The sequence below is a fragment of the Hyphomonas adhaerens MHS-3 genome (assembly GCF_000685235.1).
In the GTDB taxonomy this organism is placed as follows: Bacteria; Pseudomonadota; Alphaproteobacteria; order Caulobacterales; family Hyphomonadaceae; genus Hyphomonas; species Hyphomonas adhaerens.
The window spans coordinates 979,595-996,089 of the sequence record NZ_ARYH01000001.1; the positions used below are offsets into that span (position 1 = coordinate 979,595).

The 16,495-nt window shown below is 64.2% G+C and carries 15 protein-coding genes; 6 read left to right on the forward strand and 9 right to left on the reverse strand.

The genetic code is table 11. The features are described from left to right. Nucleotides 1–9 precede the first annotated feature (9 nt). The gene (locus HAD_RS04915) at nucleotides 10–1,017 is read left to right on the forward strand and encodes a phosphatase PAP2 family protein (protein ID WP_035569745.1); all 1,008 of its coding nucleotides are present in this window, start codon (nucleotides 10–12) and stop codon (nucleotides 1,015–1,017) included. A 49-nt stretch (nucleotides 1,018–1,066) separates the two neighbouring features. Here the strand turns inward: HAD_RS04915 and HAD_RS04920 are convergent, their stop codons facing one another. The 3 genes from HAD_RS04920 to HAD_RS04930 form a co-directional block, all read right to left on the reverse strand. Continuing rightward, nucleotides 1,067–1,498, reverse strand: coding sequence for a hypothetical protein (locus HAD_RS04920; RefSeq protein WP_035569746.1), 432 nt, complete (start codon nucleotides 1,496–1,498; stop codon nucleotides 1,067–1,069). 111 nt (nucleotides 1,499–1,609) lie between these two features. After that, a complete protein-coding gene (locus HAD_RS04925; RefSeq protein ID WP_035569747.1) occupies nucleotides 1,610–2,413 on the reverse strand; it encodes a hypothetical protein in 804 nt (267 codons plus the stop codon). Nucleotides 2,414–2,417: 4 nt separating this feature from the next. Beyond that, entirely contained in the window at nucleotides 2,418–3,659 is a 1,242-nt protein-coding gene (locus tag HAD_RS04930; RefSeq protein WP_035569748.1) for an argininosuccinate synthase, read from the reverse strand. Nucleotides 3,660–3,835: 176 nt separating this feature from the next. On the opposite strand from HAD_RS04930, the gene HAD_RS17800 reads away from it, so the two are divergent. Further along, on the forward strand, nucleotides 3,836–5,917 hold the full coding sequence (locus HAD_RS17800) for a hypothetical protein (RefSeq protein WP_051595929.1): 2,082 nt from the start codon (nucleotides 3,836–3,838) through the stop codon (nucleotides 5,915–5,917). On the opposite strand, the gene HAD_RS04940 is transcribed toward HAD_RS17800, so the two are convergent. Then, on the reverse strand, nucleotides 5,901–6,338 hold the full coding sequence (locus HAD_RS04940) for a DUF4112 domain-containing protein (RefSeq protein ID WP_051595930.1): 438 nt from the start codon (nucleotides 6,336–6,338) through the stop codon (nucleotides 5,901–5,903). The two genes, HAD_RS17800 and HAD_RS04940, sit on opposite strands and share 17 nt — an antisense overlap. 71 nt (nucleotides 6,339–6,409) lie before the next feature. Here HAD_RS04940 and HAD_RS04945 point away from each other — a divergent pair, with 71 nt between their 5' ends. Continuing rightward, the gene (locus tag HAD_RS04945) at nucleotides 6,410–6,760 is read left to right on the forward strand and encodes a DUF952 domain-containing protein (protein WP_035571659.1); all 351 of its coding nucleotides are present in this window, start codon (nucleotides 6,410–6,412) and stop codon (nucleotides 6,758–6,760) included. Next, nucleotides 6,760–7,812 carry a quinone-dependent dihydroorotate dehydrogenase gene (locus HAD_RS04950; protein ID WP_035569749.1) on the forward strand — a complete coding sequence of 351 codons (1,053 nt, stop codon included), beginning with the start codon at nucleotides 6,760–6,762 and terminating at the stop codon, nucleotides 7,810–7,812. The genes HAD_RS04945 and HAD_RS04950 overlap by 1 nt, the downstream gene beginning before the upstream one ends. Here HAD_RS04950 and HAD_RS04955 read toward each other — a convergent pair. The 3 genes from HAD_RS04955 to HAD_RS04965 form a co-directional block, all read right to left on the reverse strand. Continuing rightward, on the reverse strand, nucleotides 7,809–9,110 hold the full coding sequence (locus tag HAD_RS04955; protein WP_035569750.1) for an MATE family efflux transporter: 1,302 nt from the start codon (nucleotides 9,108–9,110) through the stop codon (nucleotides 7,809–7,811). The two genes, HAD_RS04950 and HAD_RS04955, sit on opposite strands and share 4 nt — an antisense overlap. 29 nt (nucleotides 9,111–9,139) lie before the next feature. Continuing rightward, nucleotides 9,140–9,943: a phosphatase PAP2 family protein gene (locus HAD_RS04960; RefSeq protein WP_156942157.1), complete on the reverse strand. Its 804-nt coding sequence runs from the start codon at nucleotides 9,941–9,943 to the stop codon at nucleotides 9,140–9,142. Between the two features lie 113 nt (nucleotides 9,944–10,056). Continuing rightward, a complete protein-coding gene (locus HAD_RS04965) occupies nucleotides 10,057–11,358 on the reverse strand; it encodes a dicarboxylate/amino acid:cation symporter (protein WP_035569752.1) in 1,302 nt (433 codons plus the stop codon). A gap of 132 nt (nucleotides 11,359–11,490) precedes the next feature. Between HAD_RS04965 and hrpB the strand changes: the two genes are divergently transcribed. Further along, on the forward strand, nucleotides 11,491–13,932 hold the full coding sequence (hrpB, locus tag HAD_RS04970; RefSeq protein WP_035571661.1) for an ATP-dependent helicase HrpB: 2,442 nt from the start codon (nucleotides 11,491–11,493) through the stop codon (nucleotides 13,930–13,932). Continuing rightward, the gene (locus HAD_RS04975) at nucleotides 13,929–14,414 is read left to right on the forward strand and encodes a GNAT family N-acetyltransferase (RefSeq protein WP_035569753.1); all 486 of its coding nucleotides are present in this window, start codon (nucleotides 13,929–13,931) and stop codon (nucleotides 14,412–14,414) included. The genes hrpB and HAD_RS04975 overlap by 4 nt, the downstream gene beginning before the upstream one ends. 2 nt (nucleotides 14,415–14,416) lie before the next feature. On the opposite strand, the gene HAD_RS04980 is transcribed toward HAD_RS04975, so the two are convergent. Together HAD_RS04980 and HAD_RS04985 are read right to left on the reverse strand one after the other, a co-directional pair. Further along, entirely contained in the window at nucleotides 14,417–15,064 is a 648-nt protein-coding gene (locus HAD_RS04980) for a pseudouridine synthase (RefSeq protein WP_035569754.1), read from the reverse strand. Further along, nucleotides 15,061–16,491 carry a sensor histidine kinase gene (locus HAD_RS04985; protein WP_084331769.1) on the reverse strand — a complete coding sequence of 477 codons (1,431 nt, stop codon included), beginning with the start codon at nucleotides 16,489–16,491 and terminating at the stop codon, nucleotides 15,061–15,063. Before HAD_RS04985 ends, HAD_RS04980 begins: the two co-directional genes overlap by 4 nt. Nucleotides 16,492–16,495: the final 4 nt, after the last annotated feature.

Below are 16,495 nucleotides of genomic sequence, written 5' to 3' on the forward strand. Positions count from 1 at the left end.
GAGATGGGAATGCCAAGATGGCTAATCGTATTTACGACAATTACGGTCGGGCTGACCGGCGCGGCCTTTGTCCTGTCGGGCCTTGCACAGACACCGTTGCCGAACCCATTCCACGGCTCGTTCCTGACCTCGTCGGCGCTGATGCTGAATGTCGGCATCTGGGCCATTGTCTGGCATGCGGCCTATCTGCTGTTCATTGAGAAGGACCTGCGCCTGCGCCGGCTGGCGGCGTTTTCCGCGGGGTTGTTCTCGCGCCACAATATCTACCACCGCATCCTGCCGGTACTGCTGACCAGTCTCTTCCTGGGCGCCTTTACGGCCTACAAGATCATGATCCCGCTGGTGAATCCGTTTTCCCACGATGCGATGTTCAGCGACCTGGACCGGATGATCTTCGGCACGGACCCATGGCGCCTCACGCACGCGCTGGTCGGGCCGACGGGCACGGCCGTTATCGACTATGTCTATGTGCTGTGGTTCCCGGCCTTCCTGATCATACCAATCCTTGTCAGCCTGTTTTGTGACATGGGCATCCGTAAACGGTATTTCTTCAGCTTCATCGGCGTCTGGGGATTGCTGGGGCTGGGGCTGGCCACGCTGTGGTCGTCAGCCGGCCCGTGCTTCCTGGAACTGATCGGCCACCCTTACCAGGACCGGTATGCAGACCTGCTGCCGGTTGCGGGCGCGCCCTATGCCATGGTCGGGCAGGAATATCTCGCCCAGGGCTATCGCGAGGGCGGCATGGGGATCGCGAAGGGGATTTCGGCGATGCCTTCGATCCACGTCTCCGTGGCGGCGCTCTATGTGCTGCTGGCCCGGCAATGCCACAGGGTGTTCCTGGTGCCGGCCCTGATCTTCTATGCGCTGATCCTGTTCGGCTCTGTGCACCTTGGATACCATTACTTCGTGGACGGTATTGCCGGCACGGCCGGCACGGTTGGAATCTGGTGGATGGTCGGCAAGCTGGTCTCGCGCCCGGCGCCCGCCGAAGAGACGATGGGTGTGCCCGCGGCCTGAAGCCGTGTCCTGAACCCACAGACTGACCCGGACGTTTGCCCTCAATGCGTCAGGGCAGCATCACGGCGCCGCCTTTCCAGAAGATCGCAATCAGGATGGATGCCGCCGACACGATCAGTGACAGCGCCGCCATGCGGGTGGAGATGCGGAAGCGTTTCGTGTCTTCCTGCAAATCGGCCAGCACGCTGGCCAGCAGGGGGAAGTTCACGCAGTGCGCATCCCGCCCGATGCGCAGGCTGAACACGTTCACACTGTCGCCATCGCCGGTGTGCGAGCCGTATTTGGCGTTCATGTGATAATAGAGCCGGCCGAAGATCAGGTCCGGGTCACAGCGGAAGCGCCTGGCCAGCACGTCGATATCGATCGGCACCCAGATCTTTGTCGAGCGGGTCTTGGTCTCGTCCGAGAAGTCAGAGAATTCGCGATCATAGCGCCGGTAGATTTCCGCCAGCAGGCGCTCATCCGTCGGGATCTTCGCCATCGGTCTCCCCTCCGCTTGGCTGTGTGCCGAGGATGGCAGGGGAGGGGTGGGGTGGCAAGAGCACCGCTTTTGATGCGAATGGGAGAGAGGCCAACCGTGGAAGCGATGATTTCAAATGAGACGGTGCGCATTAGTCAGATGCAGCACTGAAATTAGACCCAGTGCAATCGTCGGGGCAATTCGCATCGCGTCGAGCAAGACAGCAGATATCCCAATCAGCACCTTTGCTATTGGGTTCAATACCAAGCGTCTCTCAAGGGATAATTCCAATTCTGTCTGCCGTTGCGTGAGTCCGGTTTTGGCATTCTGAATTGATGCAACCTGATCTTTGTACTTTGATATCTCGTCCAAAATGTCATCATCACTTCGATCCTCGAAATATTTTGAACGATTCAGATGGATAGTATTGTTTACGTTTGGTGCCCCCGGCATTTCTTCAAGCGTAGATGCAAACTCTCTTCGATCAAGACGTTCCAAAAAGAACCGTGCCTCGCGAATAAATATGTTCGTGCGCACGATGGCCTGAATGCGCAAATTGTCCACTTTACTAATTTCTTCGTGGAGTTGTTTGAGCCGCTCATCTTTGGCCTTTGTCTGCTCAATGTTGATTCGAGTAAATGTGTCGGCAAGAAAGTCAGGGTATTTGGCGATTAATCCGGGTAGCTGAAAAAGTGTAAACAGCGATATGAATATCACACCGGAGAAAAGAGCATTGTGGATAACAAAGTTGTTCTCCTCGGAGAACGAAAAGATTAGAATTTTGCCGTCGATGGAAAATGCTTTGTACTCCATCAATATGGCGAACACGAAGAGGATTACAGCCCACTTCCGCTGTGTGATGGCTTTGGCGCGGAAGTAGGCGTCGTTTTCATCTGTGTCTTGGTCTGAAAATAGTGCCTTCAGCCAGTTTTGCATATTCCTAGTTCTTTCCGAACTTCCGGTCCCGACCGGCCAGCAGCTTGAGCCGCAGCGCGTTCAGTCGGATGAAGCCTTCGGCATCCTTCTGGTCGTAGGCGCCGTGGTCGTCTTCGAAGGTGACGATATCTTCCCGGTACAGAGAATAGGGGCTGGAGCGGCCGATCAGATAGGCCTGGCCCTTGTAGAGCTTGAGCTTCACTTCGCCGGAAACATAGCGCTGCGAATGGTCGATGGCGGCCTGCAGCATTTCACGCTCCGGGCTCCACCAGAAGCCATTATAGATGAGCTCTGCATATTTCGGCATCAGCTCGTCTTTCAGGTGCGCGGCGCCGCGGTCGAGCGTGGCCTGTTCGATGCCGCGGTGGGCGACCAGCAGGATCGTGCCGCCGGGCGTCTCATAGATGCCGCGGGACTTCATGCCCACAAAGCGGTTTTCCAGCAGGTCCAGCCGGCCGATGCCGTGCTTCTTGCCGTAGGCGTTCAGCGCGGTGAGCAGTGTCGCCGGGCTCATCTCTTCGCCATTGATCGAACAGGCATCGCCGCGCTCGAACCCGATGGTGATGATCTCCGGCTCGTCCGGCGCGTCTTCCGGGGCAATCGTGCGCATATGGACGAATTCCGGCGCGGGCTCGGCCGGGTCTTCCAGCACTTTGCCCTCGGAGGAGGAGTGCAGCAGGTTCGCGTCGACCGAGAAGGGGGCCTCGCCGCGCTTGTCCTTGGCGATCTCGATGCCGTGGGATTCGGCGAATTTCAGCAGGTCCGTCCGGGATTTGAAATCCCAGTCGCGCCACGGGGCGATGACCTTGATGTCCGGGTTCAGGCCGTAATAGCCGAGCTCGAAGCGGACCTGGTCGTTGCCCTTGCCGGTGGCGCCGTGGCAGACGGCGTCGGCGCCGACCATGTCGGCAATCTCGATCTGGCGCTTGGAGATCAGCGGCCGGGCGATCGAGGTGCCGAGCAGGTAGACGCCTTCATAGACGGCATTGGCGCGGAACATCGGGAAGACGTAATCGCGCACGAAATCCTCGCGCACATCCTCGATGAAGATGTTTTCCGGCTTCACGCCAGCGGCGAGCGCTTTTTCGCGCGCAGGGCCCAGTTCTTCGCCCTGGCCGAGGTCTGCCGTGAAAGTCACAACTTCTGCACCGAACTCGGTTTGCAGCCATTTCAGGATGATCGAGGTGTCGAGACCCCCGGAATAGGCAAGAACGACCTTTTTCGGGGCGGATTTCGGCGTGGACATGGAGAATTTTTCCCTGAGCGCTGCAGCTTGAGGCTGTTGCATTAAGGCGACGGCGGGGCGCTGACAAGCGGGGAGCCGCTTTCAAGACGCTTTCGATGCGCCATGGTTTTCGTTACATTAATCGTTTACCGTAACTTAGAGGGCAGGTTAATCGTCTGCACTGTGGGGTTAAGGTCATGATCGACAGGCAAAACGACGGAAACGGCACAGCTGGCAAGACGGCTGGCAAGGCCGCCGATCCGGGATCTTTCCGGGCCAGACTGATGGCGCGAAAGGCGGCGCGGCCGCAGTCCACGCTCGCCATCGACTCCGGCATCGTCTACCGGCCCGGCGCCTCCAGCACGCCGGAAAGCCGCCGCGCGGCCGATGCCGTGCGCGAAGAGGCCCGCCGGCGCCGCGCCGAAGCAGAGGCAGCAGCCAAGGCTGACGCCGCCGCCCGGGCAGAGGCCGAGCGCATCCGCGCCGCAACGGCTGTCGAAGTCCCGGCCGCTGAGGCAAAAACGCCGCCGAGCGATGAGGAACTGGTCTCGGTCATCGAGGAAGTTGCCGCCCGCAAGGACGAAGAGCGCCGCGCCCCTTCACCTGCGATGGCGCCAGCGATCATCCCGGCCGCAGCTGCGGCTGTGGACCATCCGAATGTCCGCCCGCATGTCGCTGAGCACGCGGCGCACGAAGACGTCTCCACCCGTCTGGGTGATGTCTCTCAGCTGGCCTTTGCCGGCCTCGCCATCCTGGGCCTCGCAGGCCTCTCCGTGCTGGCCGCGCAGAACGCCCTGAAGCACAATGACAAGACCGGCGACCCCGCCACAGACAATACCGAAACGGGCACGACCGAAACCGGCGCGCTCGCCCCGGCGCTGAAACCGGGCGGGGCCTCTGCCGTCGCGCTCGCCAGCGCTGCCGAGCCCGCCGCCCCGAAGGCCTGGTTCAACTATCAGGGCGTTGCCGACATGCTGGCCGAGCGCAAGGCCGGGATGGAGGCCGAAGCGAAGCTCGCCCGGGAAGCGGCCGAAAAAGAAGCCCGCCTGCGCGCCGCCAAGGCCATCGCCAATGCCGAAGCCGTCCGTGTGGCCGAGGCCGAAGCTGCTGCCGCAGCAGCCGCTGAAGAGGCGCGTCTCGCCGAGGAAGCTGAACGCCAGCGCCTCGCCGAGGCTGAAGCCACCCGCGTGGCACAGGCAGAGGCCGACCGGCTCGCCCGTCTCGAAGCCCAGCGGCAGGCCGCCGCCGAGGCCGAAGCCCAGCGCCTGGCAGATCTTGAAGCCAAACGCCTCGCCGAAGCCGATGCAGAGGCCCAGCGCCTTGCCGATCTCGATACGCAGCGCCTCGCCAAACTTCGCGCTGACCGCGAAGCCGCCGAGGCTGCGGCCCGTCAGGAAGCGTTCGAACTGGCCAAGTCGCAGGAGGCAGACCGTCTTCGCCTTGCTGCCCTGAAAGCGCAGGCAGAGGCCGATGCGGCCGAAGCGCGCCGCCTGGAACAGATCGCTGCACAGGCCGCCGCAGATCGTCTCGCCGCCGAGAAACTGGTCGCGGAACAACAGGCCCGCACGGCAAACCTTCAGAAAGTTGCCGCGCCTGCTGCCGTGTCTGAGCCCGTTCCGGAAACACGGGCGGCGCCCGAAGCCCCGGCGCCGAAGCCCATCGTCTTCACCGCCTATGAAGGCCCGGTGCCGGTCCCGGCCTCTCACAAGCCGGAAAAGCCAGCCCAGCTGATCCGCGCCTCCTACACGCCGGATGAAGGCAAGACCGTCACCCGCAAGCCGCCCGCTGCGCTGACCGCCAGCAAGGCCGACGTCCGTGACTTTGCAGAGACATCCGGCCTGCAGACGCCGGAAGCCTTCCTTGCCGGCCGGATCGAGCGGACGTCCGCTGAGCCCCTGATGACCGAGGATATGGAACTGGTGCGTCAGGCCTTCCGCAGCATCCTCGACAATGGGTCAGACGGCTCGAAACAGGCGATCATCACGCCGGACAACCGCACGCTGACCATCGTTCTTGAACGGACGGTGTCACGCGAGATGGGCCAGTCCACTGTGCGCACCGTCACTTACACGCCGGGCGTCAGCAAGGTGACCCGTGTGGTCACCGAACAGGCGCCCGTCACGGTCAGCGTGATGTGCCGGGATGTGGCCTATGCCTTTGCCGGGCAGGAGCGTGGCCGGTTTGCCGCCTGTCAGGCACCGGATGGCGGCTGGACCCTGGCCCGCGCCACCGATGTGGTGAAGGTCACGACGGCCAGCCTGCCTAATTCTGCGTCCTGACGGAAGCTGCCCTGCCTGACGCCGCATGGGCCTCGGCCCTGCGGACAAGGTGTTTCTCCACGATGCGATAATTCTTCCGGTTCGACCGGTAGAAGATGTCGAACACATCCCCGGCGATCGGAAGCGACCCCAATACCGTGTCGATGACAAGGTTCCAGACAATCCCGATGGAGGCCGATGCGGGCAGTTTCAGCCGCCACGCCGTGACGAGGGCGTGCAGGCCAATGGCGCCGGTCGCCGCGTCTCCGACAACAGGGACCAGCCCCAGCACGGAATCGAGGCCGAATTTCACGCCCAGCAGGCCAAACCGGGAATCGAGCAGCCGGGAAAACGCATCCAGCGCGGCAAGTTCCTGGCCGATGGTGCGCCCATGCGGCAGCATCATGGCGCGGATTTCCTCGTCGGTATGTTTCCTGGCCATTTGTCTCTCCCGCGGTGCCGGGAAAGCTTGCCGCAATTGCCAGCCTGCGCAAAGCCTGCTGAATGACAGGCATGAGCGATACGAACGAAACCCATGTCTACAAATTGCTGACCGGGGCTGACTGGAAAGCCGCCTCGGCCAATGGGGTGACCAGCGCCGCGATCGACGAGACCGATGGCTATGTCCATCTCTCAACCCGGTCACAGGTGGCCGAGACCGCAAAGCTGCACTTTGCCGGGGCAGAGGGCGTGCGCCTGTTGCGCTTCGCCGTGGCAGACCTGCCGCCGCTGACCTGGGAGGCGAGCCGGGGCGGGCAGATGTTCCCGCATCTTTATGCCCCGCTTGAAGTGTCCCTGGCCGACGCCGTCTGGCAGTTGCTGCCGGGACCTGACGGCGCGTTGCGCTTCCCGGAGGTATACTGATGAGCCTGACCGGTCTCGGCGCGGAAATCGTGAAATTGCTGCCGCCGGAAGCGGCGCATACGGCCACCATCAAGGCGCTGAAACTGCGCCTTGGTGTGCCGCTGAACCCGCCATTGGCCAATCCGGCGCTGGAGGTCGTGCTGCCGAAGTCCGGCCTGAAGCTGCCGTCGCCTGTCGGGCTGGCGGCCGGGTTCGACAAGAATTGCGATGTGCCGGATGCGATGGCGAAGTTCGGGTTCGGCTTTGTGGAATGCGGCACGGTCACCCCGCGCCCACAGCCTGGCAATCCAAAGCCGCGCCTGTTCCGCCTGAGTGAAGACCGGGCCGTGATCAACCGGATGGGGTTCAACAATGCGGGGCTCGATTATTTCGTCCGCAACCTGAAAACCTATCATGGCGAAGTGCCGGTGGGCGCGAATGTCGGTGCCAACAAGGATAGTGAAGACCGGATCGCGGATTATGTGACCGGCATCGAAGCGGTCGCCCCGCATGCAGACTATGTGACGATCAATATCTCGTCGCCCAACACGCCGGGTCTGCGCGGCCTGCAGGACCGCGCCTCGCTGGAAGCCTTGCTGACCGCCTGTGGGGCTGCCGCCCGGGCGGACAAGCCGGTTTTCCTGAAAGTGGCGCCGGATCTCGACGAACAAGCCATCGCCGACATTGTGGATATGGTGCGCGGGCCGGGCGCGTGGCTGTCTGGCCTGATCGTGTCCAATACGACACTGGCCCGGCCGGAGACGCTGCAAAGCGCCCATAAGGGTGAAACGGGCGGATTGTCCGGCGCGCCGCTGATGACTCCGTCGACGGAGGTTCTGGCAGCTTTTGCCCGCGCGCTGAAAGGTGAATTCGACCTGATTGGGGCAGGAGGGATCGCCAGTGCGGCAGATGCCTATGCCAAGATCCGTGCCGGGGCGAATGCCGTGCAGCTTTATTCCGCCATGGTCTATGAAGGGCCGGGTCTCGCGCAGGACATCAATCGCGCTTTGCCGGACCTGATCAGGGCAGACGGATATGCCACACTGGCCGATGCGGTCGGAACCGCGCTCTAGGCGGACTTGGCGGCGGGCTGCAGCCGCCTGAAGAGGCCGGGCACATAGAGACCCAGCGCCGCCCCGCGATAGAGATACATCAGCAGGAATGCGACCCACACGCCCGTATTGCCGAAAGCCGGGCGGAGGATCAGGTCCGTGCCGATATAGAGCACGGCAACGGCGACGCCGGCATTGCGCAGGGCGCGGCCTTGCGTGGTCCCCAGGAACAGACCGTCGAGCTGCCAGGGGACGATGCCGATCAGCGGCACCAGGGCGCAATAGGGCAGGTAGGCAAGCGCCGCGTCTCGCGCCTCGACATCGCGCACAAAGGTCGTGATGACCCAGCCGCCCCCGAGGAAATAGAGCAGCGCAAAGGCGAGCCCCGCGATCAAGGCAAACTCGCTGGTCAGCCGCATCGCGCGGGCGAGGCGCGGGGCGCTATTTGCGCCATAGGCCTCACCGGCTTCCTTCTCCGCGACGAAGGCAAAGCCATCCAGCACGAAGGCCGCCACCGTGATGAACTGCAGCAGGACTTCATTGCCCGCCGTGACAGCAGTGGAGATCAGCGTGCCGGAGCGGACGAACCAGCCGAAACAGAGCACCAGTGCCAGCGTGCGGATCATGATGTCCCGGTTGGCGCTGAACAGGGCGGTCAGGCGCGCGCGGTCGAACAGCGGCGCGGCGCCCCGGAATGCCGGGAAGACCAGCGCGAGGCCGAAGAGGAGGGCGGTCCATTCCGCAATCGCGGTACCCGCGCCGATCCCGGCCGGGCCGAGGCCGAGCCGCGCGACGAACCAGGTGTCCAGCCCGGCATTCACCCCGTTCATCACGATCTGGAAGGCCAGCATCTGGCCTGTCCGTCCGGTGCCGAGCATCCAGCCCGTGACCGCCAGACCCATCAGGTAGGCCGGGGCGCCCCAGATGCGGGCAGTGAAATAGGCCCCGGCCAGGGTCTCGACGTGTTCGGTGCTGCCAAAGGCTGCAAAGGCGAGCGGCTTCAGGATCGGGGAAAGGATGAGAAGGGTGAGGCCGATGGCGCCGCCCAGCGACAGGGCCCGCAGCAGGACGGCGCGTTTCTCCGCTTCATCCTCCCGGCCTGCCGCCTGCGCGGAAAGGCCCGTGGTGGACATGCGCAGGAAGCCGAAGCCCCAGTAGATGAAGCTGTAGGCGACCGCCGCGATGGCGACAGCGGCAAGATCTGCCTTGTCACCGAACCGGCCCATGACGGCGGTGTCGACGATACCGGTCGTGGCCGTGGCCGCCTGCGCCGCGATGATCGGCAGGGCAAGTTCGAGGGTTTTCCGGCGGGTCAGCATGGCGGGCGGTGTGTAGACCGCTTTGCCGCTCAGGGCGAGGGCATGGACCCGGCCGGTGTGCCGGGGCGCTGATGCAGTTCGATCGCCCGGTAGAGCGCATCGGAATCCGGCAGCGAGATCATCAGATAGATGGGGAAGGCGGCGGCGATCACGAACAGGGTGATCGGAATGGCGCGCGAAAATCTCGGCGGCTCGGGGTGTTTCGCCACGGCGATGGCCAGCATGACGAGGAACAGGCCCGCCAGCGCATATCCTGCCAGCACATCACTGAACCAGTGCGCCCCTAGATAGATGCGCGACACGCCGATCATCGCGACCAGCAGCAGGAAAGAGCCGGTCAGGCTCCAGCGCATCCAGCCGCGGAAGGTGACGAAGGTCAGCCCTGCAACGGCGCCATAGATCAGCGCCGAATGGGCGACATGGCTTGACGGGAAGCTGAACTGGTCAACGCCGGTATACGGAATGTCCGAGGGGCGGGGGCGGGCGATCCAGAGTTTTATCGTGTGGACCACGACCGGCATGGATCCGAAGCAGAGCGTGTAGCACATGGCCCGCCAGCGCGCGCCGGTGAACAGGAAGGAGGCAATTGTCACCACGGCGACCAGCGTCAGGAACAGGCCATCGCCCAGCGCCGTGACAACAAGCATCAGGTCGTAGAGCGATCCCCCGCGCAGGCTGCCCACCAGCCTGTCTACCAGACGGTCAATCGGGGTGAGGGGCCAGAAACCGGCAACGCCCAGGGCGAGGAGGGCGAGCACGATTGCAGCCACGCCCGCGACCCAGCCAAGCTGGCGTCCGCCGAACGTGGCAACGGTTCGCGCCCTGCGTCTCACGCGGGCCCGCGCTTTCCTGGCAATATGGTACGCAACACAGGTTTTACCTCACCGCCCGAATTCAACCCCGATACAGGCCATCAGCATAGGCCGAAGGCCTGTATCGGGAAAGATCAAACCGGATCGCGGGCGATGTAGATGTCGTAGTCGAACTCGTTTTCCCATTTGGCAACGGCGGTCGCCACGGTGGCGTCGCCTGTCACATTGGTGAGTGTCCGCATCATGTCGAGCAGCCGGTCGAAGGGCAGGATGAAGCCGATCACGAGATAGGCGGTTTCCTGCGGAATGCCGACCTGTTGCAGGGCCATGCCGGACAGGAGCAGGCCTGCACTCGGAATACCGGCTGCGCCGATCGACACCAGCGTTGCCATCACCGCCACCAGGACATACTGGCCGAGGCTGACATCCACCCCGAGGGCCTGGGCACCGAACAGGGCAACCATGCCGATATAGATGGCCGTGCCGTCCATATTGATCGTGGCCCCCAGCGGCAGGACCGAGCCCGCAATGGATTTGTCGACGCCAAGGTTTTCCTCGGCACAGGCAATGGTGACCGGCAGCGTCGCGCTGGACGAAGAGGTCGAATAGGCGACGGCCTGCGCGTCGGTGACACCGCGGAAGAAGGGCATCAGCGGCAGGCGCAGCACGAATTTGAGGATCCCGCCATAGGTGATGATGATGTGCAGGATGCAGGCAAGGTAAAGTGCGATGGCCAGCATGCCGAGGCTTTGCAGAATACCAAGGCCCTGGGTTGCCAGCACCCATGTCATCAGCGCGAACACGCCGAACGGCGCGGTTTCCATCACGAACTCGGTGACCTTCATCATCACTTCGGCGGCGCCGTCGAAGAAGGCGGCGACCGGCTTGCCGAGATCGCCTGCGAGCATGATGCCGACGCCGAACAGGATCGCGAAGAAGATCACCTGCAGGATGTCCCCATTGGCGAGGGCTTCGAATGGATTGGTCGGGACGATAGACAGGAAGCGATCGACGAACCCGCCTGCCTGGTCTGCCTTCTCGGCGATGCTGGCCATGGCGCTTCCGTCGACGCCTTCAAACATTTCCGGGGACAGGCTGGCGCCCGGCTGGAAGACGGTGGCCATGATCAGGCCCAGCGTGACGGCGACGGCGGTGGTCCCGAAATAGAGGCCGATCGTGCGCAGGCCGAGACTGCCGAGGCGTTTCGGGTCGCCCATGGCGATCATGCCGGACACGAGGGTAAAGAAGACGAGCGGGACGACCAGCATCCGGATCAGGCGCAGGAAAAGGTCGCCGATCCATTTGACCCAGTCGGTGGCGAATACCGCCGCCGCGTCAGGGCCCATTCCGGAGCGTAGGGCAATGCCCGCGATCGTGCCGAGGACCAGTGCGACAATCACACGTTTCCACAGATCGATTCCAAACCACCACTTCATCCACAGCTCCCTTGAAAGTTCGGCAGACCCTAGGGACGAGATTGAAGGAAGGCAATTGCGCCTTTGTCCGGCACTGTAATCAGGGCACCAGTGCTTGCCACAGGGGCAGAGGCGGTCTTATTGCGGCAGATGATGGCAAATATTCGCGCTTCCCTGCCAATTGACGAGGTGCTGGGGGACATTTCTGCCCGCCTCAGCGAGGCGCCACGGCTAGTCCTGGCTGCGCCGCCCGGCGCAGGCAAGACGACCCGTGTGCCACTGTTGCTGGCCGGTTTCCTCGATCTGCCAGCCGTCGTGACCGGGCGAATCCTGATGCTGGAGCCCCGCCGCATCGCCGCGCGCATGGCGGCGCAGCAGATGGCGAAGAGCCTGGGCGAGCCGCTTGGCAAGCGCGTCGGCCTGACCACGCGGGTGGACCGGAAAGTCTCCGCCGACACGGTGGTGGAAGTGATTACGGATGGCCTGTTCACCCGGCGCATCCTGAATGATCCTGAACTGGCGGGCGTAGGCGCAATCCTGTTCGACGAATTTCACGAGCGCCGGTTGAATTCCGACCTCGGCCTCGCCCTCGCACTGGAGAGCCAGTCGGCGTTCCGGGAAGACCTGAAACTTCTGATCATGTCGGCAACGCTGGATACGGCGCGTGTCTCGGCCGTGTTCGATGCGCCGGTTGTGGAAAGCCAGGGCCGGATGTTCCCGGTGGAGACCCGGTATCTCGGCCGCTCCGAAGACCGGATTGAAGACCGGATGGCCGCCGCTATTCGCCGGGCCTTGAGAGAAGAAGGCGGGTCGGTCCTCGTTTTCCTGCCAGGGGCGGGAGAGATCCGGCGCACGGCCGAACGCCTGGAAGGACTGGGCCCGGATGTGATCGTCGCGCCGCTGTTCGGGGCGCTCAGCCCGGCGGAACAGGACGCCGCCGTGCAGCCTGCACCGGATGGAAAACGGAAAATTGTTCTGGCGACGGACATAGCCGAAAGCGCCCTGACCATTGAAGGCGTACGGATCGTGATCGATTCCGGTCTGTCGCGGGTGGCGGAAGACAATATCGGCGGGCTTGGGTCCCGGCTCAGCACGGTGCGGGCCTCCCGCGCGTCGGTGGACCAGCGCCGCGGCCGGGCCGGGCGGCTTGAGCCGGGGGTCTGCTATCGCTTGTGGGATGAGGAAGCGACACGGGGCCTGATGCCTGCGCCGGTGCCGGAGATCCTGTCGAGTGATCTGTCCGGCCTCGTCCTGACCCTCGCCGAATGGGGCGAACGGGAGGCCGGAAATCTGACCTGGATGGATGCCCCGCCGGCCGGGCGGCTGAAGGCTGCAGCAGACTTGCTGCAGACATTGAAGGCCGTTGATGAAGACGGACGGCTCATGCCGCTCGGGTCCGAGATGTCGCGCTTGCCGCTGCCGCCGCGCCTTGCCGCGCTGGTTGCCGGAGCGAACGGTGGAGAACGGGCGCTTGCGGCGGAGGTGGCCGCGCTGGCCGGGGAACGCGGCGTCGGCGGAACATCGGTGGACCTGCGCGAGCGGCTGGCCCGTTTCCGGCAGGAGCGCACGCCCCGTGCGCGCGTGTTGCAGCAACAGGCAAAAAACTGGGGCAAGGGCGCGGCGCCGTCCGGCGATCTCGCAAAACTCCTGGCTGGCGCCTGGCCGGATGAGGTGGCCCGGAAACGGCCCGGCACCGCGGGCACTTATTTGCTGGCATCGGGGCGCGCGGCCACCCTCCCGGATAGTGATCCGCTGGCGAAGTCCGACTGGTTGGTGGTTGCCGACCTTGGCGGAGCATCAAAAGAGGCGCGCATCTCGCTGGCCATGCCCGTCAGCGAGGCGGACGCGTTGGCAAGTGGGGACGTGGTCAGCGAGGACCGGGCCGAGTTTGATTCGAAGACCGGCCGGTTCACCGCGCGGCGGGTCAAGGCGCTGGGGGCGATCGTCTTGTCGGCGTCGCCCTTGCCGAAACCGTCTGCGGCCGTGGCGGCCCGGGCGATGCTGGCGGCCATTGCGGAAGAGGGCTTCGCCGCCATCGGAGCGGGCGAGGTGGTTGAGGAAACGCTGTCGCGGATTGCCCTGCTGGAGCGGGCCGGGCTGGTCGAGGCGCAAGACCTCAGCGCAGACGGGTTGCAGGCCTCGGCGCCGGACTGGCTGTTGCCATGCCTGAAAAAGGCCGGGGCGCAGGTGCCGGCAGACCACAAGGTGCGCGAGGCCTTGATCGCCTCACTGGATTGGCCGGTACAGGAAGCCCTGCGCACCGGGGCACCGCTGTCGCTGGAACTGCCGTCCGGGCAGACGGCCCGCGTGGATTATCTGGATCCGCGTGCGCCGCTCGTGTCGGCCAGGGCACAGGCCTTTTGGGGGTGTGCGGAGCACTTGCGCATTGCGGACGGGCGTGTGCCGGTGACGGTGGAGATGTTGTCACCCGGTATGAAGCCGGTTGCGACAACACAGGACCTGCCCGCCTTCTGGCAGGGCGGCTACAAGGATATGGCGAAGGATATGCGCGGGCGCTATCCCAAGCATGACTGGCCGGAAGACCCGGCGGCGGCCCGCGCACATGAAGGCCGGACGAAGAAGCGATTGCGATGACCCGAAACGTCAATATCCGCAGTGACTGGCGCGACGGCGATGTTGAACGGATCGTCGATCTGCATCGGCGCGGCTATGAACAGGAGGGCGCACATTATGGCGCCGATTTCCTGGGCCATGTGCGGCACACGGTGGAAGAGGCCGATATTCCCGCGCGGCCCGGTAGCCGCGTCTGGTTCGCGGAACTGGATGGTGAAACAGTCGGCTGTGCCGCCGTGGTGGACCGGGGCGATACCGGCCAGTTGCGCTGGGTCGTGCTGACGCCGGAAACGCGGGGCCTGGGCCTTGGCGGAAAATTGCTGGATGCCGCGATGATGCATGCGAAGGCGCAGGACTGGAGTTCGATCTATCTCGAAACCACGGACGGGCTGGAAGCGTCGATGGCGCTCTACAGAAAGCTCGGTTTCGAAATGGAGATCGCGGAGGATCGCCCGCTCTGGCATGGCGGCGGCCGGTTTCTCCAGATGCGCCGGACCCTCTGACCTCAGAAGGGGCAGGGCAGGGACAGCGCCAGCCGGTCTCCCGTGCCCGGATGATCGAAAGCGATCGCGCTGGCATGCAGGCAAAGACGCGGCTCTGCGGCCAATGCGGCCTCATGGGCGTAGAGGTCGTCGCCGAGGATCGGGTGGCCGATGTCGGCGAGGTGGACGCGCAGCTGGTGTGATCGCCCGGTCAGCGGGGTAAGACGGAGACGCGTTTTGCCAAGGCGCGTTTCCATCGTTTCGTACAGGGTCTGGCTGGGCTTGCCGATCTCGTGATCCACTTTCTGGCGCGGCCGGTTCGGCCAGTCGGTGATCAGCGGCAGGTCGATCTCTCCGGCAGCGGGGTCTGGTGCGCCCCAGACATCGGCGATGTATTCCTTCTCCACTTTGCCCCGCTCGAACAGGCGGGACAGGGCCGACTGAACCGCTTTCGACCGGGCGAACACAAGCAGGCCGCTGGTGGCCATGTCCAGCCGGTGAACGGTCAGCACACCGGGATGCTCGGCATTGACGCGGGTGATGGCGCAGTCCGCCTTTTCCGGTCCTCGTCCGGGCACGGAGAGCAGGCCGGACGGTTTGTCGATCACGATCAGATCGTCATCGACGTGCACGTAGCGAGGCGGCCCCTGCGGCGGCGTGTAGGCGGTCACACGAGGAGGTCCGGCAGGATCAGGCGGAAGACCGTGCCTTCGCTACCGGTAGAGGCGAGCATCAGGTCTCCGCCCATGCCGGCCGCAAGTTCCCGCGCGATGACCAGGCCGAGGCCTGTGCCGGTCTTGCGGGAGGACGCGGCGAACGGCTTGAACAGATTGTCCTGCGCATTCGGCGGCAGGCCGGGGCCGGTGTCGGCGAACTCAACCCCGTCGCGCGTGAGCGTCACGGTGATGCGTTTGGGCAGGGAGGCAGCGGCGACCATGGCCTCGGCGGCATTGCGGATGAGATTTGCCGCGAGGCGGTGCAGGTGTTCGGGGTCGGCATTGATGATGCGCGCGCTTGGCAGCTCGTCGATAAATTCAACTTCCGGCCAGGCGGCGAGCGCTTCGGCGGCGGCCTCCTCGATGCAGCCGCGCAGGGACACGGGCTGGATATCTGCGGGCTGGGGCGCGGCCTTGCCATAGTCCAGCGTTTCGGAAGCAAGATTGATGGCGCGGGTGAGGGCGCGTTCGAGGCGCGGCGCGGCCTTCTGCACGCGCGGGTCTTCGGACCGGGCGAGCGTATCGGAAACGAGCTGCGCCGAGGCGAGCGAATTGCGCAGGTCGTGATTGATCTTGGCGACGGCTGTGCCGAGTTCGGCCAGGTGGGCGCGCTGGCGGAAGGCGTCAGCCACGGCTTCCTCCATGTCGGACAGGGCGTTCTGGGCACGGCCGATCTCGTCTTGCCGCGAGGTTGGCTGCAGGCGCCGGGACCAGCCACCGGGGTCCATCCGGAACTGTTCCACACTGGCGGTCACCCGCGCCATTGGCCGCACGACCAGGAAGTGCAGCAGCACGTAGATCACGGTCGCCGCAATCAGGGCGATCAGGAAGGACAGGCCGAGGATACGCTGGCCATAAGCGTAGAGGTCTTTCCGGAGCGGGGCCTGGGGGACGACCACTTCGATGATGCGGCTGGGCGTCGATCCGACAGCCGTGATGACGAGGATCCGGTCTTTCGGGGCGGCAAAGGCCCCCATGACCCGCATGACCCGGCTGACGGGCGTCGTTTCCCGCAGGTCGAGCTGGTAAAAGCTCCCCTCGATGTCCATGCCGGAATCGAGAAGCTGGATGTGCATGTCGTCTTCGACCTCAGCCACGGACAGGACTTCAGCATTCTCCAGCAATTGCCGGGCAAGTTCCTCCGACACCATGCGGGATGGAGAGGCATCAAGGGCGAGCGCAGCGATCCGCGCGGCCTGCAGCCGTTCATTCAGCCAGGCTGTACGGAACCCTGACGCGCTGGGAACGAAGATCAGGCCTTCGACAAAGAGAATGGCGGCAAGGGTGAAGCCGAAAAGGCGGAACGATAGCCCATGGTACCAGCGTGCGGGCGCAGGCTGGCGGACAGGGGCCGGAAGGGGTGCGCGTGCGTTGCCGTTCACACGC